The organism is Streptomyces sp. NPDC000880 (assembly GCF_053599675.1).
In genome coordinates this window covers 40,084-64,761 of the sequence record NZ_JBSFMS010000015.1, presented here as the reverse complement: position 1 = coordinate 64,761, position 24,678 = coordinate 40,084, and the positions used below count along the sequence as shown (strand labels likewise).

17 protein-coding genes and 3 pseudogenes are annotated in these 24,678 nt (G+C 70.9%); 9 read left to right on the top strand and 11 right to left on the bottom strand.

Annotation, left to right across the window (positions count from 1 at the left end; genetic code table 11):
* The first annotated feature begins 43 nt into the window (after window positions 1-43).
* The 3 genes from ACWDO5_RS07780 (at window position 44) to ACWDO5_RS07770 (ending at window position 3,592) form a co-directional block, all read left to right on the top strand.
* Complete coding sequence (locus tag ACWDO5_RS07780; protein WP_450529307.1) at window positions 44-907, top strand: SCO6745 family protein; 864 nt, start codon at window positions 44-46, stop codon at window positions 905-907.
* Window positions 908-969: 62 nt separating this feature from the next.
* Window positions 970-1,104 (top strand): LPFR motif small protein, encoded by a 135-nt coding sequence (locus ACWDO5_RS07775; protein WP_450529306.1) that lies wholly within the window; start codon window positions 970-972, stop codon window positions 1,102-1,104.
* 91 nt (window positions 1,105-1,195) lie between these two features.
* The gene (locus tag ACWDO5_RS07770) at window positions 1,196-3,592 is read left to right on the top strand and encodes a Tex family protein (protein WP_450529304.1); all 2,397 of its coding nucleotides are present in this window, start codon (window positions 1,196-1,198) and stop codon (window positions 3,590-3,592) included.
* An 86-nt stretch (window positions 3,593-3,678) separates the two neighbouring features.
* Here the strand turns inward: ACWDO5_RS07770 and ACWDO5_RS07765 are convergent, their stop codons facing one another.
* From ACWDO5_RS07765 to ACWDO5_RS07750, 4 genes are all read right to left on the bottom strand, one after another.
* Window positions 3,679-5,316, bottom strand: coding sequence for an ABC-F family ATP-binding cassette domain-containing protein (locus tag ACWDO5_RS07765; protein WP_450529302.1), 1,638 nt, complete (start codon window positions 5,314-5,316; stop codon window positions 3,679-3,681).
* Between the two features lie 135 nt (window positions 5,317-5,451).
* On the bottom strand, window positions 5,452-7,866 hold the full coding sequence (locus ACWDO5_RS07760; RefSeq protein WP_450529300.1) for a poly(ethylene terephthalate) hydrolase family protein: 2,415 nt from the start codon (window positions 7,864-7,866) through the stop codon (window positions 5,452-5,454).
* A 274-nt stretch (window positions 7,867-8,140) separates the two neighbouring features.
* Window positions 8,141-8,293, bottom strand: a complete 153-nt coding sequence (locus tag ACWDO5_RS07755) for a TrmH family RNA methyltransferase (RefSeq protein WP_450529298.1) — start codon at window positions 8,291-8,293, stop codon at window positions 8,141-8,143.
* A 501-nt stretch (window positions 8,294-8,794) separates the two neighbouring features.
* Window positions 8,795-9,832 carry an oxidoreductase gene (locus tag ACWDO5_RS07750; protein ID WP_450529296.1) on the bottom strand — a complete coding sequence of 346 codons (1,038 nt, stop codon included), beginning with the start codon at window positions 9,830-9,832 and terminating at the stop codon, window positions 8,795-8,797.
* Window positions 9,833-9,898: 66 nt separating this feature from the next.
* Between ACWDO5_RS07750 and ACWDO5_RS07745 the strand changes: the two genes are divergently transcribed.
* Window positions 9,899-10,870 carry an NAD(P)/FAD-dependent oxidoreductase gene (locus ACWDO5_RS07745; RefSeq protein WP_450529295.1) on the top strand — a complete coding sequence of 324 codons (972 nt, stop codon included), beginning with the start codon at window positions 9,899-9,901 and terminating at the stop codon, window positions 10,868-10,870.
* On the opposite strand, the pseudogene ACWDO5_RS07740 reads toward ACWDO5_RS07745, so the two are convergent.
* The 3 genes and pseudogenes from ACWDO5_RS07740 to ACWDO5_RS07730 form a co-directional block, all read right to left on the bottom strand.
* Window positions 10,780-11,178: pseudogene (locus ACWDO5_RS07740) on the bottom strand (BCCT family transporter); the annotation flags it as partial. The gene ACWDO5_RS07745 and the pseudogene ACWDO5_RS07740 sit on opposite strands and share 91 nt — an antisense overlap.
* Before the next feature lie 6 nt (window positions 11,179-11,184).
* On the bottom strand, window positions 11,185-12,465 hold the full coding sequence (locus ACWDO5_RS07735; RefSeq protein ID WP_450529293.1) for a M14 family metallopeptidase: 1,281 nt from the start codon (window positions 12,463-12,465) through the stop codon (window positions 11,185-11,187).
* Window positions 12,462-14,438, bottom strand: a complete 1,977-nt coding sequence (locus tag ACWDO5_RS07730; RefSeq protein ID WP_450529292.1) for a Xaa-Pro dipeptidyl-peptidase — start codon at window positions 14,436-14,438, stop codon at window positions 12,462-12,464. Before ACWDO5_RS07730 ends, ACWDO5_RS07735 begins: the two co-directional genes overlap by 4 nt.
* A 382-nt stretch (window positions 14,439-14,820) precedes the next feature.
* On the opposite strand from ACWDO5_RS07730, the gene ACWDO5_RS07725 reads away from it, so the two are divergent.
* Window positions 14,821-15,861: a LacI family DNA-binding transcriptional regulator gene (locus ACWDO5_RS07725; protein ID WP_450529290.1), complete on the top strand. Its 1,041-nt coding sequence runs from the start codon at window positions 14,821-14,823 to the stop codon at window positions 15,859-15,861.
* A 30-nt stretch (window positions 15,862-15,891) separates the two neighbouring features.
* On the opposite strand, the pseudogene ACWDO5_RS07720 reads toward ACWDO5_RS07725, so the two are convergent.
* Window positions 15,892-16,326: pseudogene (locus tag ACWDO5_RS07720) on the bottom strand (glycosyl hydrolase); the annotation flags it as partial.
* Window positions 16,274-17,158: an oxygenase MpaB family protein gene (locus tag ACWDO5_RS07715; RefSeq protein WP_450529288.1), complete on the bottom strand. Its 885-nt coding sequence runs from the start codon at window positions 17,156-17,158 to the stop codon at window positions 16,274-16,276. The pseudogene ACWDO5_RS07720 and the gene ACWDO5_RS07715, both read right to left, overlap by 53 nt.
* 199 nt (window positions 17,159-17,357) lie before the next feature.
* Between ACWDO5_RS07715 and sph the strand changes: the two genes are divergently transcribed.
* From sph to ACWDO5_RS07695, 4 genes and pseudogenes are all read left to right on the top strand, one after another.
* Complete coding sequence (gene sph / locus ACWDO5_RS07710) at window positions 17,358-18,347, top strand: sphingomyelin phosphodiesterase (protein ID WP_450529286.1); 990 nt, start codon at window positions 17,358-17,360, stop codon at window positions 18,345-18,347.
* Window positions 18,348-18,353: 6 nt separating this feature from the next.
* Window positions 18,354-18,915, top strand: a pseudogene (locus ACWDO5_RS07705) (cation diffusion facilitator family transporter); the annotation flags it as partial.
* 161 nt (window positions 18,916-19,076) lie between these two features.
* A complete protein-coding gene (locus ACWDO5_RS07700) occupies window positions 19,077-20,138 on the top strand; it encodes a S1 family peptidase (RefSeq protein ID WP_450529285.1) in 1,062 nt (353 codons plus the stop codon).
* A 238-nt stretch (window positions 20,139-20,376) separates the two neighbouring features.
* Window positions 20,377-21,114, top strand: a complete 738-nt coding sequence (locus ACWDO5_RS07695) for a MerR family transcriptional regulator (RefSeq protein WP_450529284.1) — start codon at window positions 20,377-20,379, stop codon at window positions 21,112-21,114.
* 64 nt (window positions 21,115-21,178) lie between these two features.
* Here ACWDO5_RS07695 and ACWDO5_RS07690 read toward each other — a convergent pair whose 3' ends face one another.
* Window positions 21,179-23,356, bottom strand: a complete 2,178-nt coding sequence (locus ACWDO5_RS07690) for a 3-hydroxyacyl-CoA dehydrogenase NAD-binding domain-containing protein (RefSeq protein ID WP_450529283.1) — start codon at window positions 23,354-23,356, stop codon at window positions 21,179-21,181.
* Window positions 23,357-23,459: 103 nt separating this feature from the next.
* Window positions 23,460-24,674, bottom strand: coding sequence for an acetyl-CoA C-acetyltransferase (locus ACWDO5_RS07685; protein ID WP_450529282.1), 1,215 nt, complete (start codon window positions 24,672-24,674; stop codon window positions 23,460-23,462).
* Window positions 24,675-24,678 lie beyond the last annotated feature (4 nt).

The window sequence follows — 24,678 nt, the reverse complement described above, 5'->3', positions numbered from 1 at the left end:
CCCGGCCTTCACTGCGTACCGACCAGTCGGTAACGTGCTGGATATGACCTCTCTGCCTCCGCGCGCGGGACGCCGCTGCCACAACGCCCTCAACCCGCTGCACTCGACGGTCTACTTCTCGCCGGACTTCACCGACGAGCTCGCGCAGCTCGGCATCGAGGACGCGAGGGCCGCCTACTTCGCCGGTCGCGGCGCCGCGATGGGCGCCGTTGGGCCGGGTGCGGTCACCGCGGCCTTCTACAACTTCAACCACCAGCTGGTCGCCCGGCATCTGCCCGCCGTGTGGGACATCGCGTCCCCCGAGGCCGTCCTGGACGCCCGGCTGCGCGCCGTCGACAGCACGCTGCGGCGACTGCTGGGCGACGAGGTCATCGCATCGAAGGAGCTGGCGGAAGCGGCTCGACTCGCGCTGCGCGCCGCCGAGGCGTGCACGCGGCAGGCCCGGCCGCTGTACGCCGCGCACGCCGACCTGCCGGTGCCCGAAGAGCCGCATCTCGCCTACTGGCATGCCGCGACCCTGCTGCGCGAGCACCGCGGCGACGGCCACCTCACGGCGCTGCTCTCCGCCGGGCTCGACCCCGTCGAGGCGCTGGTGAGCCACACAGCCACCGGCAAGGGCATGGCGCCGCGCTGGATTCTGGCCACGCGCGGCTGGCGGCGCGCCGACTGGGAGGCCGCCCAGGGGCGGCTGCGGGAGCGTGGAGTCCTGGACGCCGAGAGCGAGTTGACCAAGGAGGGCGTACGGCTGCGGGCGGAGCTGGAGGAGCGCACGGACCGCATCGACCTCGCCCCGTACGAGTACCTGGGGGCCGGGGATGTCGAGCGTCTGACCGAGCTGGCGCGCGGCTTCCTGACGACCGCGGTGGCCTCCGGCGCCTTCCCCGCGGACCTCAGCGGCAAGGGCTGACGTTTACCGAGGTCCCGCGGGGTACCCGAAGGGTGACAGTCACCATTCCTAAGGAGGTTCCCTTGTTCAGCGCCATCGCAGACGTACTCCGGCAGATCGGCTCCGCGATCGCCACAGTGGTCACTCTGCCCTTCCGCGCACTGGCCCGGCTCTTCGGCGGAGCCTCCCGCGGCGGGCGCCGAACGCGCCACGGCTGAGGCGACGGGCGACACGGCCCCCGGCCACCCGGCACAATGCACTCTCAAGCACAGCCAGCACAGCCAGCATGAGAAGGCGAGTCGGGGAACCGTGACGACGTCCATCGAAGGCAGGATCGCCGAGGAGCTCGGCGTACACGAGCGGCAGGTGAGGGCGGCCGTCGAGCTGCTCGACGGCGGGTCGACCGTGCCGTTCATCGCGCGCTACCGCAAGGAAGCGACCGAGATGCTCGACGACGCGCAGCTGCGCACGCTCGAGGAGCGGCTGCGGTATCTGCGGGAGCTGGAGGAACGGCGGACCGCGATCCTTCAGTCCGTGCGCGAGCAGGGCAAGCTGGACGAGGCGCTGGAGACGCAGATCCGGGCCGCCGACACCAAGGCGCGCCTTGAGGACATCTACCTGCCGTTCAAGCCGAAGCGGCGGACCAAGGCGCAGATCGCACGCGAGGCGGGTCTTGAGCCGCTCGCCGACGGGCTGCTCGGCGATCCGTCGGCGGAGCCGCTCGCGGCCGCCGCGGCCTTCGTGGACGCAGACAGGGGCGTCGCGGACGCCGCCGCGGCGCTGGAGGGCGCGCGGGCGATCCTGACGGAGCGTTTCTCCGAGGATGCCGACCTGATCGGCGAGCTGCGCGAGCGGATGTGGACGCGCGGCCGGCTGGCGGCGAAGGTGCGCGACGGCAGGGAGGAGGCGGGCGCGAAGTTCGCCGACTACTTCGACTTCGCGCAGCCGTTCAAGGAGCTGCCTTCGCACCGGGTGCTCGCCATGTTCCGCGGCGAGAAGGAGGACATCCTCGACCTGGTGCTCGAGCCGGAGGAGCCGGGCGAGCAGCCGGGCCCCTCGACGTACGAGGGGATGATCGCCCGGCGCTTCGGCGTCGCCGACCGCGGGCGCCTTGGCGACAAGTGGCTCGCGGACACCGTGCGTTGGGCGTGGCGGACGCGGATCCTGGTGCATCTGGGGATCGACCTGCGGCTGCGGCTGCGTACGGCGGCGGAGGATGAGGCGGTCCGGGTCTTCGCGGCGAACCTGCGGGATCTGCTGCTGGCCGCGCCGGCGGGCACGCGGGCGACGCTTGGGCTCGACCCCGGTTTCCGTACCGGCGTGAAGGTCGCCATCGTCGACTCGACCGGCAAGGTCGTCGCCACGGACGTCATCTACCCGCACGTCCCGGCGAACAAGTGGGACGAGTCACTGGCGAAACTGGCGCGGCTCGCCAAGGAGCAATCCGTCGATCTGATCGCGATCGGCAACGGCACGGCATCGCGGGAGACCGACAAGCTCGCCGGTGAACTGTGCGCGAAGCACCCGGAGTTGGGCCTCACCAAGGTGATGGTCTCGGAGGCGGGCGCGTCGGTGTACTCCGCATCCGCGTTCGCCTCGCAGGAGCTGCCCGGCCTCGATGTGTCGCTGCGCGGCGCCGTCTCCATCGCTCGCCGCCTCCAGGACCCGCTGGCCGAGCTCGTCAAGATCGACCCGAAGTCGATCGGTGTCGGCCAGTACCAGCACGACCTGTCCGAGGTGAAGCTCTCCCGCTCACTGGACGCGGTCGTCGAGGACTGTGTGAACGGTGTCGGCGTCGACGTCAACACCGCATCCGCGCCGCTGCTTTCACGGGTGTCGGGCATCGGCACCGGGCTCGCCGAGAACATCGTCGCACACCGCGACTCGAACGGCCCGTTCCGCTCCCGCAGGGCGCTCAAGGATGTGGCGCGGCTCGGCCCGAAGGCGTACGAGCAGTGCGCGGGCTTCCTGCGGATCCGGGGCGGGGACGACCCGCTGGACGCATCCAGCGTGCACCCGGAGGCGTATCCGGTGGTGCGGCGCATGGTGAAGACGGCAGGCGAGGCAGTCGCTTCGCTGATCGGGAACGCGCCGGTGCTGCGGTCGCTGAAGCCGGCGGACTATGTGGACGAGACGTTCGGTCTGCCGACGGTGACGGACATTCTGCGGGAGCTGGAGAAGCCGGGACGCGACCCGCGGCCGGCGTTCAAGACGGCCACCTTCAAGGAGGGCGTGGAGAAGATCGGCGACCTGGCGCCGGGGATGGTGCTGGAGGGCGTGGTGACCAATGTCGCGGCGTTCGGGGCTTTCGTGGACGTCGGCGTCCACCAGGACGGTCTGGTCCATGTGTCGGCGATGTCGAAGACCTTCGTCAAGGACCCGCGGGACGTGGTGAAGCCGGGCGACGTCGTGAAGGTGAAGGTTCTCGACGTCGACATTCCGCGCAAGCGGATCTCGCTGACGCTGCGGCTGGAGGACGAGGCCGCGCCCAAGCAGGAGGGCGGCGGCCCGAGGCAGCGGGAGCGGGGTGAACGCGGCGGCCGTCCGCCGCAGCAGCGCCGTCAGCAGGGCGGGCGCGGGAGCGACCCCGGCGCGGACCGCGGTGGGAACCGCGGCGGCGACCGCCAGGCTGCGCCGCCGGCGAACAGCGCGATGGCGGACGCGCTGCGGCGGGCCGGTCTCGCGGACCCCGAGCGGCGCCGCTGAGGAACACAGGTGGGGCCCCGTTGCCGGTCGGCGACGGGGCCCCACGCACGGGTGCGTATGAATGCAGCGGTGCCCGGCGTCGGACCTCAGGCCTCGGTTACCTTGCCCGCGGACACCTCGATACGGCGCGTGGTGTGGACCGCGTCGAGCATCCGGCGGTCGTGCGTGACCAGCAGCAGCGTGCCGGTGTACGAGTCCAGCGCGGACTCCAGCTGCTCGATCGCCGGCAGGTCGAGGTGGTTCGTCGGTTCGTCGAGTACGAGGAGATTGACGCCGCGGCCCTGGAGCAGCGCCAGCGCGGCGCGGGTCCGTTCGCCCGGGGAGAGCGTGGTCGCCGGGCGCAGCACATGGTCCGCCTTGAGGCCGAACTTGGCGAGCAGGGTGCGCACTTCGGCCGGTTCGGTGTCGGGGACGGCCGCGCAGAAGGCGTCGAGCAGTCTCTCGGTGCCGTAGAAGAGCCCGCGGGCCTGGTCGACCTCGCCGACCACCACGCCGGAGCCGAGGGTGGCGTGGCCCGCGTCGAGGGGGAGGCGGCCGAGGAGGGCGGCGAGCAGTGTGGACTTGCCCGCACCGTTGGCGCCGGTGATGGCGACCCGGTCGGCCCAGTCGATCTGGAGCGAGGCCGGGCCGAAGGTGAAGTCGCCGCGGCGGACCTCTGCGCCGCGGAGGGTCGCGACGACCGAGCCGGAGCGCGGCGCGGACGCGATCTCCATTCGGAGCTCCCACTCCTTGCGGGGCTCCTCCACGGTGTCGAGGCGTTCGATCATGCGTTGCGTCTGGCGGGCCTTCGCGGCCTGCTTTTCACTCGCCTCGCTGCGGAACTTGCGGCCGAGTTTGTCGCTGTCGGTCGCCTTGCGGCGGGCGTTCTTGACGCCCTTGTCCATCCAGGAGCGCTGCATCTGAGCGCGGCCTTCGAGCGCCGTCTTCTTGTCGGCGTACTCCTCGAAGTCCTCGCGGGCGTGCCGGCGTGCGGTGTCCCGCTCCTCGAGATACGCGGTGTATCCGCCGCCGTACAGGGTGATCTGCTGCTGCGCGAGATCGAGTTCGAGGACCTTGGTGACCGTGCGGGTCAGAAACTCGCGGTCGTGGCTGACGACGACCGTGCCGGCGCGCAGGCCCTGGACGAAGCTCTCCAGCCGGTCCAGGCCGTCCAGGTCGAGATCGTTGGTCGGCTCGTCGAGCAGGAAGACGTCGTACCGCGAAAGGAGCAGGGAGGCGAGGCCGGCGCGGGCGGCCTGGCCGCCGGAGAGCGCGGTCATCGGCAGGTCGAGCCCGATGGTCAGGCCGAGCGAGTCGGCGACCTCGTCGGCGCGCTCGTCGAGGTCCGCGCCGCCCAGGGCGAGCCAGCGCTCCAGGCTGTCGGCGTAGGCGTCGTCGGCGCCGGGCGCGCCGTCGACGAGCGCCTGGGTCGCCTCGTCCATGGCGATCTGGGCGGCGGCGACGCCGGTCCGGCGGGCGAGGAAGTCCCGTACGGTCTCGCCCGCCCGGCGCTCGGGCTCCTGCGGGAGATGGCCGACGGTGGCGGCGGGCGGCGAGAGCTTGAGCTCGCCCTGCTCGGGCCGGTCGAGTCCGGCGAGGAGGCGCAGCAGGGTCGACTTGCCGGCGCCGTTGACACCGACGAGGCCGATCACATCGCCGGGGGCGACGACGAGGTCGAGCCCGGAGAAGAGCGAGCGGTCGCCGTGTCCGGCGGCGAGGTCTTTGGCGACGAGGGTTGCAGTCATGAGGACCCCGATCCTAAGACTTGTCCCGTGAGTGTGTACGGGGGCGTCCGGTGTGCGGTCGTGTCGTGCCACGCCCACACGCACGGCGAAGGGGCGTCCAGCAGAGCTGGACGCCCCCTCAGGCGTTACCCGGATTCAGGACGTGGCGGGGTCGTCGTGCACCACGACCCGTGCGAAGTCCTGTCCGACCACGGCATTCGTCGGGTCGAGGACGAACACCTTGTACGGGGTGTCACCCTGCTCCCCGTCGACCGAGGTCACCGGGATCCGGACGGTCGCCGTGCTCTTCCTGCCCGGGATCACCACCTGCTGCGCCAGGTTGGCGATCTGCGTTCCCGTGCCGGCCAGCGACTGCACGTACGCGATCACCGGCAGGCGAGTGGTGTGCGACAGGCTCAGCGTGACCGTCGCCGTCCCGGCCGTCTCGTCGACGGTCGTGCCGGCGATGGACACCTGCGGCAGCCGGCTCGGTCCGCCGGCGCCGACCGCGGAGGTCTGGAACGCCAGGTCGGACAGGAAGGCGCCACCGGCCGGGGTGGCCGTGCTCACCTTGATCCGGCGGATGTCGTGGACGTTCACACCGGTCATCTGGGACACCGGCCACCGCACGGTGCGCAGCCACACCTTGGGCAGCAGCGTCCCGGTGCCCGGGAAGCCCGCCATCGCGTCGCTGAGGCTTGAGACCTTCACCGACCGGCTGCGGCCGGACCCGTCGACGACGGTGAGCGTGAGGTCGGCTTCCGCGCTCAGGTCGTCCCGCGCGGCGCGCAGAGTCAGGGCGCCGTACCGGCTCACGTTGTACCGGCCCTTGGGCAGGTCCACCACCATGGAGCCGTCTCCCGCCGCGGTGCCCGAGGAGCCCCAAGTCAGGTGCAGCAGCGGGGTGGCGGTGACGTTCGGCCCGTAGTTGGCCGGGGTGAACGAGGGAAAGCGCGCCGTCTGCGTGGAGTCGGTGCAGGACGGCAGTCCGCTCACCGGCGAACGCCCGGCCATGGACGCGCAGTACTGTCCGCTCGCCGCGCCGGTGAAGGACACGTTCGATGCCGCCGCCTGAAGCGTGGCGACATCGAGCCGCCCGTCCGACGGCGCCTGGAACTCGGCGTGCACGGTGGCGGCGCCCACCTGGGTGGCGCGGCCCGCGCTGCCGTCGAACATCGGCAGGAACTGCTTCTCCTGCCCCATCACCAGCCGGAAGAAGCCGGTGATGTAGTCGACGCCCACCTGGTACTGATTGGAGGCGGAGAGGCGGGTGGTGGTCGGGGCGTTCATCCCGCAGGTCGGGTCGTCCTGGTTCTGCCAGTCGTCGTTGGACGGTGCCACCGCGACGCCCGGGGTCCACTCCGTGTTGAAGAAGTTGTGGTCGGCCCCCATGACCATCACCGAGGAACGCATCACGTTGTCGTCGGTGGCGTACCGGGTGTCGTCGTAGAAGTGCTGTCCCTGCTGGTTCGACACGTCTCCGTCGCAGTACGGCAGGATCACCGCCATCGGCACGTCCGGCAGCGTCTCGCGGCCGAAGTCGATCGGTGCGAGCGGCAGGACCGCCTTGATGCCGTACGGGTGCGGCAGCGCGGCGTTGAGCAGCGCGGCCTTCACCATTCCCTCGCCGCCGCGCGAGTGGCCCATCACACCGACGTCGCGCAGGTCGAGCCGTCCCTTGAGCAGCGGGCTCATGCCGGCCGCGTGGCCGGTGTCGGCCTTCGCCAGCAGGTCGAGGTGGTCCAGGATCAGCTGGCCGCGGGCGAGCGTGCCGGCGTCGTCGCTGTACGGGTTGTCCTGGGCGTTGATGCCGTCCGCGCTGACCGAGACGACGACATAGCCACGGCTGGCGAGTGCCTCCGCCGACGTGTTGTACCCCTGGTAGCTGGGTATCGGCTTGAAGCCGTCGGGACACGGCCAGACGGTGTTGTTGGTGGTGCCGGCGGTCGGGTTGTAGCAGGCGGCGTGCCGGCCGTGCAGGAAGATCACCACAGGGCGGGCGCCCCGCGCGTCAGTGGGAACCCAGACGGCCGCGCGCATTTCCGCCTGCCGGCCGCCGAGGCCGGACAGCGAGACCGCGGTGTCGCCGAAGTCGTAGTCGGCGCGGGAGACCGAGTAGGCGCCCTTGACGGACGGGTCGGCCTTCAGTGCCTTCCCGGCGGAGCCGGGGTCGGTGGTCGCGCCGGGGACCTTCGCCGCCGACGCGCCCGGGACCTGGCCGTTCCAGGCGAGACGGACCGAGGACGGGTCGGCGGCCGCCGGGTCGGTGGTGACGACGGTGAGCGTCCGTCCGTCGGGCGACTGCCGCGCGACACCCACCGGGGCGCCGTCCACGGCCAGTTCCGGCAGGGCGTCCCGTACCTGAAGGGGCTTCGGAAGACGAAGGGTGACGCGGAAGCCGCCGGCGACCGGGGCGACCGACCAGTCACCGTCCGGTGAGGTGTCGGTCACCACGGGCGCGGTACTGGCGTCGGCCGATACGGCGGGAATGAGCGCGCCCCCCAGGGCGAGCACCAGTCCGAGCGCCGCACGACGGGCCGCCCGTCTCAACGGGGCAGATATGTGCTGCATCAAGACCCTCTCATCGAGCAGGCGCGCCCCAGGACGGGCGCGCCGTAAAGAGAACCTCAGAGGTTCTCAATGATCTTGGAAGTCCCCGGTGTCAGCCCGTTTTCGATCATGTGAACTCGCGTTACCCCCATCGGTGCCCACGATCCGAATTCCTTACATGGGCGCACCCCTGACAGGTCACCACATAAGATACAATCCAACCCACAATGCGGCTTCGACCTCTGACGCCTCATCAATAACGGCTGGCCGGCTCCCCTCGGCGCCCCCGGCAGGGTCACAGGAGGCCTGCCGGACGGTAGAGGCCCAGCGAGCCCGCAACCGCCACGTTGAGGCTCGCTCCCGTGCCGAGCATCGGGATCTCGACGCAATCGTCGAGCAGGTCGAGCGCCTCGGGTGGGATGCCGTGCTGTTCATGGCCGAGGACCATGACGGTGGGCGCCGGGCGGCAGGCAGATCGGCGAGCCTGATCGCCTCGTCGGCGAGCTCCACCCCGACGATCCGGGCGCCCCGCTCCCGCTGCTTGGCCAGCCAGTTCAGCGGGTCTCCCGTCCAGTGCACGCAGAGCGGCTTGCGCAGGGTGTTGCCGCGGGCCAGGGCCTCGGGCACCCACGGGAAGCGCGGCACGGTGAGGCAGGCGCCGACGGCGTCACAGGTACGGGCGAGGGTGCCCAGGTTGGCGCCGTGGAGCGGCCAGAGGGGCGCGGCGTAGAGGTGGTCCCAGCAGGAGTGGGCGCGTGGGCGACGGGTGCTGCGTAGTTCCTCGCGGGTCCGGGTTCGAATGGCGGGCCCGCGCTTACGGCCGCTCATCGCGGCCGGGGCGCTCGCTGCCGCCCGCGTCCGCCCGGGGCGGGCCTGCCGTCGGCAAGGCTCCGGTTCACTCGATGCATCATGCGAGGCGATTGGCGGCTCGCCGGGGCCATCGTCGGTGTCAGTGCACCATCGGTGCGACCAGCACGCTCCCCATGGTGCGCGCCACAACGAAGGATTGCCCCTTCGCCGCCCGTCCGTCCACCGGAATTCGGTGCTCACCGGGCTCCAGCATCCCGTCGAACACCTCCCGCGTACGGGTCCGGTGCAGCCTGTCGAGGCGGTACGCGACGAGCTGCACCCGGCACGTCCAGGTCACCGCCACATCCGCCGCGCCGTCCGCCGCCGTCAGCCGGGTCAAGCAACGGCGCTCCAACGGGGCGCGGTCCAGGGCGTGTTCGATCTGGGCGACCAGCAGTGGAATGATCGGGGCAAGGCCGTCCACGTACGCCACCTCCACGCCCACCGCCTCGAACGCCGAACGCACAGCCGCGCGCTCCTGCGCGGTGACCGCGCTGCCGAACGCGACCGCGCCATAAGTGCGCAGTTCCTCCGCAGGGACCCCCGTGGCTCCACCGGTGATGTCCGCGCCGATGCCGATGGTCCGCAGGGCCGCGGCCAGCCTGGCCAGTACAGCGACCCGTGCGCCGATCAGCAGGACCCGGCGGCGGACGGGCGCCGCGTCGCCGTCGCCGTCGCCGTCCGGCAGCAGGCGTTCCAGCTCCGCGCGGTAGGCGTCGCCGCGGAAGCGGAACGGCCCTATCCCGTGGTAGCCGTTGAGTTCCAGGTCCGCCGTCTCGGACGTCTGCCAGGCGAAGTCCCGCCATACGAAGTCGTCCTCGTCGCGCTCGATGACGGCCGTCACCGCTCCGCACTGGATGTCCTCGCACTCGGGGCAGCCGTAGATCACACAGCGGCCGCCCGTCAGCGGTGCCGCCGCGTCCAGCAGCAGCGTGCGCACCTGCGCGGTGAAGATCGCCGGGGGCACGTCGGAGGCCAGCGGCGAGACGGCGTCGAGGCCGGAGAGCTGGAACAGCAGCGGCCGCCCGTCGACGATGAAGTCCATGAAGTCCCGGTGCACTTGGTAGCCACCATCCGCGAGGACTCCCCCGGCGCGCATCGCCGGCGCCAGCCCGAAGGTCGCGTATACGGCAGACATATCCTGAGTATCCCCACCTGTGCCACGTTCTGAGCACGGCAACGGGCATTCCGCTACCGTCCCGGCATGAGCGGCGATGTGTTGGTGGTGGGCGGCGGAGTCATCGGGCTGACGACCGCGGTCGTGCTTGCGGAGAGTGGCCGTGGCGTACGCGTGTGGACGCGGGAGCCGGCGGAGGAGACCACATCGGCGGTGGCGGGCGCGCTGTGGTGGCCGTACCGCATCGAGCCGCAGGAGCTGGTCGGCGACTGGTCGCTCGCCTCGCTGCGGGTGTACGAGAAGCTCGCCGCCCGCCCCGAGGAGACCGGTGTCCGGCTGGCCGCGGGCATACACGCCGATGTACGCCTGTCGGGTCTCGGGCGATGGGCCGCGCAGGTGGAGGGGTTGCGCGAGGCGGCTGCCGATGAGCTGCCCGGGGGGTACGCCGACGGGCTGTGGGCCAGGATCCCGCTGATCGACATGCCCGTTCATCTGGGCTGGCTGCGGCGGCGCTTCGAGGCCGCGGGCGGCACGGTGGAGCTGCGTACGGTCAGCTCCTTCGCCCGGGCGGCGGACCGGGCACGGGTGGTGGTCAACTGCACCGGGCTCGGCGCGCGCGAGCTGGCCCAGGACGATCAACTTCGCCCGGTGCGCGGGCAGTTGGTACTGGTGGAGAACCCCGGCATCGAGGAGTGGTTCACCGCGGCCGACCAGGCCTCGGCCACAACGACGTACTTCTTTCCGCAGCCCGGGCGGCTGATTCTGGGCGGCACCGCCGAGGACGACGACTGGCGCCTCTCGCCCGATCCGGCGACGGCCGAGGAGATCGTGGCGCGCTGCGCGCGGATCCGTCCGGAGATCGCCGGGGCGCGGATCCTCGGACACCGGGCGGCGCTGCGCCCGGTGAGACGTCAAGGGGTACGCATCGAGGCCGAGCGGCTGCCGGACGGCGGTGTTCTGGTCCACAACTACGGCCATGGCGGCGCCGGGGTGACGGTCGCCTGGGGCTGCGCCCATGCGGCGGCCCGCCTGGTGCGCCGGGCGGACCCGGCGCCCTGAGCGGCACCGCCCGCCCCGGTCGTGCCGGAGCGGGCGACACCGTCGTACTTCTCGTGGCCCGCGATCACCGCCGACCCCACGGCCTCGACCCCGATCTCGCCGCGCACGATCAGCGGGTCGTGGCGCAGATCGCGCATCAGCGCCATGCACATGCCCACCATGACGATCACGAACGGCGCGGCCACCAGGAGCGTCAGATTCTGCAGTCCCGCCAGTGCGTCACCCCTTCCGTTCCCAATGAGCAGCATGATCGCCGCGACGGCACCTGTCAGCATGCCCCAGAAGACGACCACCAGCCTGTTCGGTTGTCGCCCTCAACAGGCGGTAATCGGTTGTCCCGCTGTGAGGTGGTATGTCGCACGGGAATCGAGAAGCAGCGGGATCAGTTGCCGCTGGGACTGGCGCAGCGGTACGAACGCCCCGTCCCCGTCCGGCCTCGACGTAACGCCGTGCAGCCCCAGTTCGTCCCGCACATCCGCGTACTGCGCCGCGTCGAGGCGGTAGCCGCAGGGCGGATCCTCAAGGGTCTCCTCGGCCGTCGCGGGGTCGTTGTCGGCGCCGCCCAGATAGACTGGGCCGCGGTCCTTGAAACCGGCCAGCCTCGCGGCTCCGGTCGCCGCCTCGATCCGGCCGCGCCGTTCGTCGGTGAAGGTCAACAGACCGCCCAGAGATGCTAGTTGGCTGTTGACCCGGCGCCGGTTGTTCAGCGCGGGGTCGGCCTTCTCCTCCTCCGTGACGGGGTCCACGCGGCTCTCGATGAGCAGTCCCAGAGCGTTCTTGACCCCCGAGGCATTGCGCAGGATGCGCTCCTGGCCGTCGCCCGCCGTCTGCTTGATGGGGTCGCCGGTGACCGGATCGGTCCAGATGCCGTACGTGCCGGTGCTGAAGCCGCTGTCGTTCGCGGCCGGGCGGACGTAGTCCTCGGAGAGGGTCTGCGACTCCTGGTGGACCTTGGCGTCGGTGTTGAGGTTGCGGGGCCAGAGGTCGAAGAGATCCTTGTCGTAGTACGGCGGGGTGGCGCCGTACTCATGCAAGTCGTAGACAATGTCCGGGCGTTGGTCCCGCATGACGGCAGCCAGCGCCCGCGCCTCGGCGGTCTTCAGGGCGATGTGGTCGCGGTTGATGTCGACCCCGTCGGAGTTGCCGCGGGTGTCCGCCGCCCGTCCGTCCGGGTTGGCGGTGGGGACGACGAGGATTCTCGTACGGGACAGCAGCCGGCGGGTTTCGCCGTCCCCGGCGTACGCGAGATCGCGGACCGTGGTCAGACAGGCGTCGCGGCCCGAGGGCTCGTCGCCGTGCTGAGAGCAGATCAGCAGCACGGTGTTCGCGGCGTGCTGAGCACCGATGCTTACGAGCTGGAGCGGACGGCCCTGCTTCGTGGTGCCGATCCGGCCGACCGAGACGCGGTCGCTGCCGCGGTCGACGGCGGCGAGGAACGTCTGCTCCTCGGGCTGACTGGTCCAGCGCGCGCCCTGGCTGGTCTCGAAGCCGGTGCGGGGCAGGCTGTGCGCCGCCTCGGCCGGCGCCGTGACCAGCGGCACGGCAAGCGCTGCCGCTGCGACCGCCAGGGCAAGAATGCGGATACGGGAAGTCATCGGCTGTCGCCTCCGGGGATCGGGCGGATGGGACGCGGCTCGGCCACACCGCTGAGCCGGGCTTCGCGCGGGGTAACGGGCGCGGTGGACCCCGCGGTGGCGCGTACGAAGGCGGCGGCGCCGCCGACGATCGGCAGCTTCGCCGATGTACGGGCCAGATCGAGAGTGAGCGCCGGAGTGCTCGCGGGCGGGTCGATGAGGTCCCTGTCCGTGCCACCGACGATCAGGGCGAGCCGGTGCCCGGCCGGGACGACATGGTCGCTTGCGTGCAGATCGAGGGCGATGGTGTACGCCGTGCCGGGGGTCAGCCGGCGGCCCTTCGCGTCGGAGGCGTAGTTGCCGAGGTCCGCCCAGCCGCGGCTGAAGACCGCGTAGTCGACGGCTGCCGTGCGGGCCTTGGTCTCCTTGAAGCAGGGGCTGTCGCCAGGGGTGCTCGCACCCCAGCAGCTGCGTTCGGCAAGGGTGGTGATGCCCTCACCGGCTGCCGCGTAGTTGCGGATGGTGTCGGGACCGAGGTCGACGAGGACCGCGGAGAGATGGGCGCTGGTGGTGGACGGCGTGGCGGTGATGGTCACCCTCGAGGAGCCGGACAGCCGAAGGTCACGGCCGAGGGGCTTGGTGATGAACCCGGCCTTGGAGGAGGTCGACCGGTCGACCTGGGCGGCCCAGTCGGTCTCGTCGAGCGTCGGGTCGTCGGTGAAGGTCTCTCTTGCGCCGGGGCGTGCGGGCTGCAGGCCGAGTGTGCCGACGCCTGCCGCCGGGCCTTTGTCCGGGCGGAGGCTGGTGGTGTCGGTGGACCGGGGCGGCCAGACGCGGTCGGTGGACCACTGGTCGGGAGCACGCTCGATGTCGGCCATCGGCTCGCTGTCAATGCCGTTGTCGTAGCCGAGGAGGTAGTGGTCGAACCAGCGGTGCAGGGTGCTGACCCACTCGGCGCGGCGGAAGTCGAACGGGTCGACGTGCCCGGTCTGCGAGAGCCAGACCTTGCGCTCCACGCCCTCGTCGGCGAGGGCGTCCCACCATTGTCCGAAGTGCTTGGAGCGGACGTTGAGGTCCTGCATGCCGTGCACGGCGAAGACGCTGGCCTCGACATTGTCAGCGTCGGGAACGTAGTCGCGCTCGCTCCACAGCCGGGTCAGATCACCGTTGCGGGGGGCCTCGTCGACCAGCCGCTGCTGGACAGCCTGGCAGCGGGCGCGGGCGTCGGGGCTCTCGACATAGTCGGAGAGCCAGTCGGGGCCCGAGTTGTAGAGCGGGGCGCCCTTGGCGAAGTAGTAGTCGTACCAGGAGGAGATGGCGCCGATCGGGACGATTGTCTTGAGTCCCTCGACTCCGGTGGCGGCGACGCCGTTGGCGATCGTGCCGTCGTAACTCTTGCCGATCATGCCGGTGCTGCCGGTGCTCCAGCCGGCCCCGGCACGCTCGCCGCCGGTGCGGGTGGTGTAGCCGCGGCCGCGGCCGTTCAGCCAGTCGACGACGGCCTTGGCGGACTGGATGTCCGAGCGGCCGCCGACGTCGACGCAGCCGTCGGAGCGGTTGGTACCTGCCAGGTCGACCGCGACGAAGGCGTACCCGCGCGGGACGAAGAAGTTGTCGTAGTAAAGCGGGAACTGGACAGGGTTGCCGTTCGCGTCGTATGTCTTCTTCTGGCTCTCGTTGCCGCGTCCGCAGCAGGAGTAGTACGGACTGGCGTCCATGATCACGGGGATCTTCCGGCCCTGATGCGCGGGCTCACGCGGCCGGACGATGTCGACGGCGACGCGATCGGTCCGCCCGTCGCCGTCCCCGTCGAGCCGGGTGTCGACCCAAACGGACTCGCGGATCGCGTTCTCGTACGAGTAGACGGGTCTGCTCTCCCGTACGGGCGCGCCCTGTGCGCCTGCCGGGGCCAGGGTCATGGCCATCAGGACGGCCGAGGCCGCCACCACCAGCGATCTGCACGTCAAGCGGGTGCCCCGCGCTTGTGTTGGCATGGGCGGAAGGTACCCCGGCCAACTCCCTTGCAACAGGGGGCAATCAGGGCATCAAAGCGACCGATGGGACACCAGGTGCCAGGTCGGCGATTATGTGAAATTCGGCCGGAAAGATCTCGGGCAAGCCGCTCGCCGGGCTCTTCGACACCTGACTCCACCAGCAGTCGAAGCCGGCCTCGCCGGCCGCGGGACGAGGCACGGAAGGTGCCGACCCGGCCGCGGCCAGGCCGCGGGACGGGCCGTCGTCCCGGGCCGGGGCGGCGCTCCCTCCCACGATGGGAGCGCTCTCAGAAGATCGCCGGGACCGGATATCCTGTATCTGACAGCGTTCCCCCCGCTGCCGTCTGACGCAGCTGACTGAAGCAGACTAGGAGCGCCCGCCTTGCCCGAGAAGACCACGGGGTCCCGCCCCACCCTGGAAGCCGTCGCCGCCCGCGCCGGCGTCTCCCGGGCCACGGCATCGCGGGTCGTCAACGGCGGCGCGGGGGTTCGCCCCCCGCTGGTCGACAAGGTGCGCCAGGCGGTCGAGGAACTCGGATACGTACCGAATCACGCGGCCCGCACCCTGGTCACCCGGCGCAACGGCGCGGTCGCCGTGGTCATCGCCGAGCCGGAGTTCCGGATCTTCTCGGACCCCTTCTTCGAGCAGCAGGTGCGCGGCATCAGCCGCGAACTGACGGCATACGACTCCCAGCTGGTGCTGCTGTGGGTGGAGGGGCCCGGCGACTACGACCGGATCGCCCGCTATCTCGGCGGCGGCCATGTCGACGGCGCACTGGCCTTCTCGCTGCACAACGACGACGAACTGCCCGCCATCATCCGCCGGGTGCAGGTGCCGACCGTCTTCGGCGGCCGTCCGGGCTGGCCCGGCGCCGCCGCCGAGCCAGCCGTCCCCTATGTGGACTGCGACAACCGCGGCGGCGCCCGGGAAGCCGTACGTCATCTGGTCTCACTGGGCCGCCGGCACGTCGCGCACATCGCGGGCCCCCGCGACCAGACCTCCGCGCTGGACCGGATCGACGGCTACCGCGACGTCCTGCTGGACGCCGACCCGGAACTGGTCTGCCAGGGCGACTTCACCGCGGACAGCGGCGCCCGCGCGATGGCCGAACTGCTGGACCGCCGCCCGGAACTGGACGCCGTGTTCGCCTCCAACGACCTGATGGCCTCGGGAGCGCTGCGAACGCTGCGCGAGCGGGGGCGGCGGGTGCCGCAGGATGTGGCGCTGGTGGGCTTCGACGACATGGCGTCGGTGGTGGGGACGACCGATCCGGCGCTGACGACGATCCGGCAGGACATCGAGGGGATGGGCCGGTTGATGGTCCGGCTGCTGATGCGCGTACTGAACGAGGGCGAGCCGGGGGCCGGCGTTCCCGCCTCGTTGATCACTCCGACCACGCTGGTGCGGCGGGCCTCGGCCTGAGAGGGCCGTTGCCCGCCGCACACCGCACGGTCAGCTGAAGGGGATCACGACCACCGACTTGTCCGTGCCGGTCTGGAGCTTCGCAGTGCCATTGCCGATGGCGCTCCACACCTCCAGTCGTACGGTGCCGCCCTTGAGATCGCCGACGGTTCCGGTCGCCGCCTTCAGGCCGCGTGACTGGGCGTACTCCGCCCAGCCTGCCACCGGGTCGGTCGCGAAATAGTGGTAGGTCTCGGTCCGGTCGAAGGCGCCGTCGCCCGTGAGGTCGTAGCTGATACGGGCCTGCTGGCCGAGGCCGACGGTGGTGCCCGCGTCCAGCTGAAGGCGGAACGCGGTCGCGGCGCCCGGGGTGGGCGTGCCGTCGACGTGTCTGATCTCGTAGACGAGGGGTTGGTGCGGGGTGCCGTCGTAGTTACCGCCGGCCGCGCACGGGGCGGTCTGACGGGCTGATCCGGGCGGCCCGCCGCGCTTCGCGCGCCGGCGGGAGGTAGCGCAGTCGCTCGGGGAGTACGGGAACCACGGCCCGTATGACCCGGGCAAATCTGCGCAGTCTGCGCTCCTGCTCGTCCGTCCACTCCAGGCCGATCGCCTCGCGGGCGTCGGGCGGCATCAGCCCGATGGTCATAAAGCGGCGGAAGCGGGCGAACGCGGGCAGCAGCACCGGCCACACCGTCCTGAGCAGCACTCTGAGCACCGCCGGCCCGCGGTCGGGCGGCGGTATCGCCTGGTCGGTGGCGATCAGTTCGCGTACGACGACGGTCGCCTCCAGCTCGTCGGCGAGCACCTTGCGGTAGTACGGCCAGAATTCCTCGATCGTCTGGGGCATGTCCCGGTCGTGGATGCCGAGGACCCGCCCGACCTGGAGCCATTCGGCGTAGAGCTTGCGCTCCTGGGCCTGGGTGAGCGGGCGCGCCAGATACCGCAGCGCGTGCTGGTAGACGGGGAAACCGGTGGCGTGGACCCAGGAGTAGTAGGCCGGATCGAGCGCGTGGTACCTGCGGCCGTGGGCGTCCGTGCCCTGGATGGACTTGTGCAGCTCCCGGAGCCTGCGCCCCTCCTCGGCCGCCGCCTCGCCCCCGTACACCCACAGCAGGAGCGAGCGCAGCGAACGCTCACCGCGGCCCCAGGGGTCGGTGCGGAAGACTGAGTGCTCGTCGACGCCGGCGCCGACAGCGGGGTGGGCGACCTGCAGGGTGAGCGCGGCAGGCAGCATCAGCAGACCTCGGATGTCACCGGCGAGGGTCCAGAGCACTCCGCCGGGCGGTGGTGGTACGGAATCTGTCGCGGGCCCGGTCATTTGACCATCGTAACTTTCAGGAGGTCGGGCAGGCCTTCCATGGCCTCTGCCGGGCAGCCGGGCGAAGACGGCGGCACCAGTGTTGGTGAGATCGTGCGGCAGCGGAAAGAAAGTGGGCACCTGGCCATTACCAGGTGGTAACTCCGCCTGATTTGATGTGCGTCGCCGGTCGTGCCCCCCACCACACTCGGGAGTCTTTGTGCCGCACTCCGCGCTCCGCCGTATCCCTGGCGCAGCTCTTTCCACCGCGCTCGCCGCGGCCGTCCTCACCGGGACGGCTCCGGCGGCTTCTGCCGCTCCGGCGGCCGCGACGCCGTCCCTGAAGGTGCTGACGTACAACGCCTTCCTGTTCAGCAAGAACCTGTACCCCAACTGGGGTCAGGACCACCGGGCCGCGGCGATCCCCGCGACCTCGTTCTTCCAGGGCAACGACGTCGTCGTGATCCAGGAGGCCTTCGACAACTCCTCGTCGGACGCGCTGAAGCAGAAGGCCGCCGGCCAGTACCCGTACCAGACCCCGGTGATGGGGCGGAGCAAGGACGGCTGGGACGCGACCGGCGGGTCGTACTCGGCCACCACGCCCGAGGACGGCGGGGTCACCGTGCTCAGCAAGTGGCCGATCGTCCGCAAGGAACAGTTCGTCTACAAGGACGCCTGCGGGGCGGACTGGTGGTCCAACAAGGGCTTCGTCTATGCCGTGTTGAACGTCAACGGCGCGAAGGTGCATGTGGTGGGTACGCACGCGCAGTCCACCGACCCCGGCTGCGGCGCGGGCGAGGCGGCGCAGATGCGCAGCCGCCAGTTCAAGGCGATCGACGCCTTGCTGGACGGCAAGAACATCCCGGCCTCTGAACAGGTCCTGGTCGCGGGCGACTTCAATGTCGACTCGCGGACGCCGGAGTACGCCACGATGCTCGCCGACGCGGGTCTCACGGGTGCGGACGCCCGCACCGGACACCCGTACTCCTTCGACACCGAGCAGAACTCGATCGCGTCCGAGCGCTACCCGGACGACCCTCGCGAGGACCTCGACCATGTTCTGCACCGCGCCGGGCACGCGAAGCCGGCCGGCTGGACCAATGAGGTGATCAAGGAGCAGAGCGCGCCCTGGACGGTCTCCAGCTGGGGCACGAACTACACGTACACCAACCTCTCCGACCACTACCCGGTCGTCGCGTCCGGACAGTAGTCGCACGCCGCGCTGCGCCGGCTGTTCGAGCCGCAGGAGGTCAGCCATCTGGTGGCAGTGGCCGCGAGCGTCTGGCGGGTTTCGCCGGCAACGAGCGGGTGGCAGTGGCCCGGATCCGTACCGGCCGCTGGATCGGATCGGCCGCGCCGGTCGCCGGCGGACTGCACGCTCGCAGTGACGGTTTCACCTCTCTGGCCGTACTGCTGGGCGCGGGCGGAGCTGCACTCGGATGGCGGTGGGCCGATCCGCTGATCGGGCTCGCGATCACGGGGGCGATCGCGCTGGTGCTGCGCGGGGCGACACCCGAGATCTCGCACCGGCTGATGGACGCGGTCGACCCGGCGCTGGTCGACCAGGCCGAGCACGCGCTCCGTCATGTCGCGGGCGTACGGGCAGTGGGGGACGTACGAATGCGCTGGCTCGGGCCGATCTGCGGGCCGAGACGTCGATCGTCGTCGACCCCGCGCCGACGGTGGCGCAGGCGCACGCCGTGGCGCCGGCGGCTGAGCACGCGCTGCTGCGCGGGGTCCGCCGGCTGACCGCGGCCACCGTCCAGATCCGTCCCTGACACCCCTTCGACTCCTTCCGCCGAACGGGTGCTCCGGCGTTCTCGCGCGCTTGGCTGCTTGACAGGTCCCTGGTTGATCGAATCCCGCACACCGGACTGGTCCAGTCCAGACTGCTTCTCGGCACCCCCACTACGGACTCGTACGAAGGAGAAGCCCCCCCATGAGACGCACGCTCCGCGCGCGCATCTACCTTCCCGTCCTCCTCGCCCTGCCTGCCGCCGGTCTGGGCCCAGGCACCGCCGCGGCCGCCCCGGAACCACATCCGGGCGTCACGCCCTCGGCGATGCAGTACCACCTGCACAGCACCCTCGAACGTGCGCTCGGCGCCCAGACCGCCGGTTCGTATCTCGACGCCGACACGGGCGAACTGGTCGTCACCGTCACCGATGAGGCCGCGGCCGACCAGGTCCGGGCCGCCGGCGCACGTGCGAAGCGCGTCGAGCACAGCACGGCAGAGCTTGAATCGGCCATGGCCACGCTGGAGGCCCGGGCGAAGATCACCGGCACCTCGTGGGGTATCGACCCCTCGACGAACCAGGTCGCGATCGAGGCCGACCGGACCGTCTCCGCGGGCTCAATGGCGCTGCTGAAGACGGTGGCCGCGGGTCTCGGCGACGCCGTGCGGATCAAGCGTGTGCCCGGCGTCCTCAAGAAGGAAGTGCTCGGCGGGGACGCGATCCTCGGCGGCGGCTACCGCTGCTCGGCAGCCTTCAACGTCTCGAAAGGCACGGCCCATTACTTCGTGACGGCGGGCCACTGCACCAACGCGGCCGCCAAATGGTCGACGACGTCCGGCGGCGCGGCCATCGGGACCAGCGTGGGCTCCAGCTTCCCGACCAACGACTACGGCCTCGTCCGGTACACGAACAGCTCGCAGCCCGCCGGGGACGTCAACCTCTACGAGGGCGGTTCCCAGGACATCACGTCCGCGGCGGACGCCATCGTCGGCCAGGCCATCAGGAAGAGCGGCTCGACGTCCAAGGTGACCAGCGGCACCGTCACCGCGGTGAACGTCACCGTCAACTACGGCGAGGGGCCGGTCTACAACATGGTCCGCACCACCGCCTGCTCGGCGGGCGGCGACAGCGGCGGCGCGCACTTCGCGGGAGCCACCGCCCTGGGTATCCACTCGGGCAGCTCCGGCTGCTCCGGTACCGACGGCTCAGCGATCCACCAGCCGGTGAAGGAAGCGCTCAGCGCGTACGGTGTGAACGTGTACTGAGGACCGACACACGGGGCGTGCCCACCAAGTGGGCACGCCCGCCGTGCTGTTCAGTTCCTCCGGCTGCGCACGTCGAGCCCGCCCGACACCACATTCACACCCGGCACCGATGCTGCCGGCCGCGGCCCCCTGGATCCCGCCCGCGCCCGCCGGCGCGTCCAGATCCGTAGGGCACTTTCACAACACTGGTGAGACAGCAATACTGTTGCACCGCGTGAGGAGAAAGTGAGGCGCACCCATGGCGACCGAGGCCGAGGAGCCGACGCTCACCGTCGACGAGCTGGCCGCGCGGGCCGGGGTCACCGTGCGGACCGTTCGCTTCTACAGCACGCGCGGGCTGCTGCCTCCCCCGGCGATCGGGCCGCGGCGGGTCGGGCACTACGGCCCCGGCCATCTGTCCCGGCTGGCGCTCATCGAGGAGCTTCAGCACCAGGGCATGACCCTCGCCGCGATCGAGCGCTATCTGGAGCAGCTGCCGGAGGACCTGAGCGCGCACGATCTCGCCGTCCACCGTGCGCTGGTGGCCTCCTGGGCGCCGGACTCGGCCGAGGAGGCGTCCCATGCCGACCTGGAGCGCCGTGCGGGGCGGTCGCTGAGCGAGGAGGACATCGACCGGCTGGCGGCGATGGGCGTCCTGGAGCGCTCGGGAGGCGCGGACGCCGCCGACGGCTACCGGCTCGACCCGGGGCTGCTACGGCTCGGTGTGCAGCTGCTGGACGTGCCGATCGCGCACGAGACGATCCTTGCCGCCCGTACCGTCCTGCTGGAGCACACCCGCTCCGCCGCGCACGAGCTCACCCGGCTGTTCCGCGACGAGGTGTGGAGCCCGTACCGCGAGCGGGAGTCGGACCCCGAGCATGTCGCGGCGATGAAGTCGCTGTCCGCCCATATGCAGCCGATGGTGGTGCAGGCGCTGGTGACCGCGTTCCAGCGTTCGCTGAAGGAGGAGCTGCGGGCCGCGTTCGCCACGGAGTAGTCCCGCCGCGTGGTACGTCGCAGTCGTACCACGCGGCGGTGGAGGCGGCCCCGGCCGGCGACGGTCAGGCCTCGTCGCTGAACTTCTCGCCCCGCTCCGCCTTCTCGACCAGCAGCGCCGGTGGGTCGAAGCGGTCGCCGTACCGCTCGGCGAGCTCCCGGGCGCGGTCCACGAAGCCGGGCAGACCGCCCTCGTAGCCATTGATGTACTGCAGCACGCCACCCGTCCAGGCCGGGAAGCCGATGCCCATGATGGAGCCGATGTTGGCGTCGGCGACCGACGTCAGCACGTTCTCCTCCAGGCAGCGGACCGAGTCCAGCGCCTCCGAGAAGAGCATCCGCTCCTTCATGTCCTCAAAGGGCAGGTGCACACCGGAACGCGTGAAGTGCTCGCGCAGTCCCGGCCACAGCCCGGTCCGCTTTCCGTCCTCGCCGTACTCGTAGAAGCCCGCCCCGCCGCTGCGGCCCGTACGCCCGAACTCGTCGACCATCCGGTCGATCACGGCGTCCGCCGGGTGCCCGGACCAGGTGCCGCCGGCCTCCTCGATCGCGCGCTTCGTCTCGTTGCGGATCTTGCGCGGCAGGGTGAGCGTCAGCTCGTCCATCAGCGAAAGCACCTTCGCCGGGTACCCGGCCTGCGCGGCGGCCTGCTCGACCGACGCGGGATCGGCGCCCTCGCCGACCATCGCCACGCCCTCGTTGATGAACTGGCCGATCACGCGCGAGGTGAAGAACCCGCGCGAATCATTGACGACGATCGGGGTCTTGTTGATCTGGCGGACCAGGTCGAAGGCGCGGGCCAGCGCCTCGTCGCCGGTGCGCTCGCCCTTGATGATCTCGACGAGCGGCATCTTGTCGACGGGCGAGAAGAAGTGCAGCCCGATGAAGTCGACGGGCCGGGACACGCCTTCGGAGAGCACGGTGATGGGCAGGGTCGAGGTGTTGGAGCAGAGCAGCGCGTCCGGCTCGATGACCTCCTCGATCTCCTGGAACACCTTGTGCTTGAGCGCGGTGTCCTCGAACACGGCCTCGATCACGGCGTCGCAGCCCGCGAGATGCGCGGGTTCCGCGGTGGGCGTGATGCGGGCGAGCAGCGCGTCCCGCTTGGCCTCGGTCGTACGGCCCCGGGAGAGCGCCTTCGCGAGCAGCTGCTCGGAGTAGGCCTTGCCCTTCTCGGCCGCATCCAGGGACACGTCCTTGAGGACGACCTCGATGCCGGCGCGGGCGCAGGAGTACGCGATGCCCGCGCCCATCATCCCCGCGCCGAGGACGGCGACCTTGCGGACTGGGCGCGGCTCGATACCCTCCGGGCGGTTGGCGCCGGAGTTGACCGCCTGCAGGTCGAAGAAGAACGCCTGGATCATGTTCTTGGCGATCCGGCCGGTGACCAGCTCGGTGAAGTACCGCGCCTCGATGGTCTGCGCGGTCTCGAAGTCGACCTGGGAGCCCTCGACGGCCGCCGCGAGGATATTGCGCGGGGCGGGGTAGGGGGCGCCGGCAGTCTGCTTCTTCAGATTCGCGGGGAAGGCGGGAAGGTTGGCGGCGAACCGCGGGTTGGACGGGGTGCCGCCGGGGATCTTGTAGCCCTTGACGTCCCAGGGCTGCTGGGACTCGGGGTTGGCGTCGATGAAGGCGCGCGCCTTGGCGAGCATCTCGTCGGTGGTGGCGGCCACCTCGTGGATCAGGCCGCTGTCCAGGGCCCGCTGCGGGGAGTACTGCGTCCCCTGCAGCAGCACCTTCAGCAGCGCGTCCGCGATGCCCATCAGCCGTACGGTACGGGTGACGCCGCCGCCCGCCGGGAGCAGGCCGAGGGTGACCTCGGGCAGGCCGATCTTGGAGCCGGGCGCGCCGAGTGCGATGCGGTGGTGGCAGGCGAGGGCGATCTCGTAACCGCCGCCCAGCGCCGCGCCGTTGATCGCCGCGACGACGGGCTTGCCGAGGGTCTCGATCTTGCGCAGGGCGTGCTTGATGGCCATGCCGGTGTCGAAGACCTGCTGGGCGTTCTCCGGACCAACCTTGATCATGTCCTTGAGATCGCCACCCGCGAAGAAGGTCTTCTTGGCGGAGGTGATGATGATGCCGCGGATGGAGTCCTTCTCAACCTCCGCGCGCTCGGCGATCGCCGCGATGGAGGCCTTGAAGGCTTGGTTCATCGTGTTGGCGGACTGATTGGGGTCGTCGAGGACGAGGGTGACGACGCCGTCGTCGCTCCGCTCCCAGCGGATGGTGGTGCTCTCGGTCATTGCGAAGTCTCCATGAGGGTCTGATCGGGCCGGGGCCTGGAAGGTCGCGAGGGGGCCACCGCGCACGCGCGTCCCTGGCGGACGGTGCGCCGGGGCCGTAGGGCTACAGGCGCTCGACCACGGTCGCGATGCCCATGCCGCCGCCGACGCAGAGCGTGACGAGGCCGTACCGCTTGTCCTGGCGCTCCAGTTCGTCGATGACGGTGCCGAGGATCATCGCGCCGGTGGCGCCGAGCGGGTGGCCAAGCGCGATCGCGCCGCCGTTGACGTTGATCTTGTCCAGCGGGAGGTCCAGGTCGCGGGCGAAGCGCAGGACGACACCGGCGAACGCCTCGTTGATCTCGACGAGGTCGATGTCGTCGATCGTGAGCCCCGCCTTGGCGAGCGCCTTGCGGGTGGCAGGCGCCGGGCCGGTGAGCATGATGGTCGGCTCGGAGCCGGAGACCGCGGCGGAGACGATCCGGGCGCGCGGGGTCAGTCCGTACCGCTCGCCGACCTCCTTCGTGCCGATGGCGACGAGCGCCGCGCCGTCGACGATGCCGGAGGAGTTGCCCGCGTGGTGTACGTGGTCGATCTTCTCCACCCAGTGGTACTTCTGCAGCGCCACAGCGTCGAAGCCGCCCATCTCGCCGATGCCCGCGAACGAGGGCTTGAGCGCGGCGAGGCTGTCCGCGGTGGTGCCGGGGCGCAGGTGCTCGTCGTGGTCGAGGACGACCAGGCCGTTGCGGTCGCGGACGGGGACGACGGAGCGGTCGAAGCGGCCGTCCTTCCAGGCGTCGGCGGCCCGCTCCTGGGAGAGCGCGGCGTACTCGTCGACGTCGCGGCGGGAGAAGCCCTCGATGGTGGCGATGAGGTCGGCGCCGATGCCCTGCGGGACGAAGCCCGTCTCGTAGTTGGTCATCGGGTCTGCGAACCAGGCGCCACCGTCGGAGGCCATCGGCACCCGCGACATCGACTCGACGCCGCCCGCGAGCACCAGGTCCTCCCAGCCCGAACGGACCTTCATCGCCGCCATGTTGACGGCTTCGAGCCCGGAGGCACAGAAGCGGTTCTCCTGTACGCCCGCGACCGTGTCGGGCAGCCCGGCAGCGATGGCCGAGATACGGGCGATGTCGGAGCCCTGGTCCCCGACAGGGCCTACGACACCGAGCACGATGTCGTCGATCGCCGCCGGGTCGAGGCCGGGGAAACGGTTGCGGATTTCGTGGATCAGACCGACCACGAGGTCCATCGGCTTGGTGCCGTGCAGGGCGCCATTGGCCTTGCCGCGCCCGCGCGGGGTGCGGATCGCGTCGTACACATACGCTTCGGTACTCAAGACA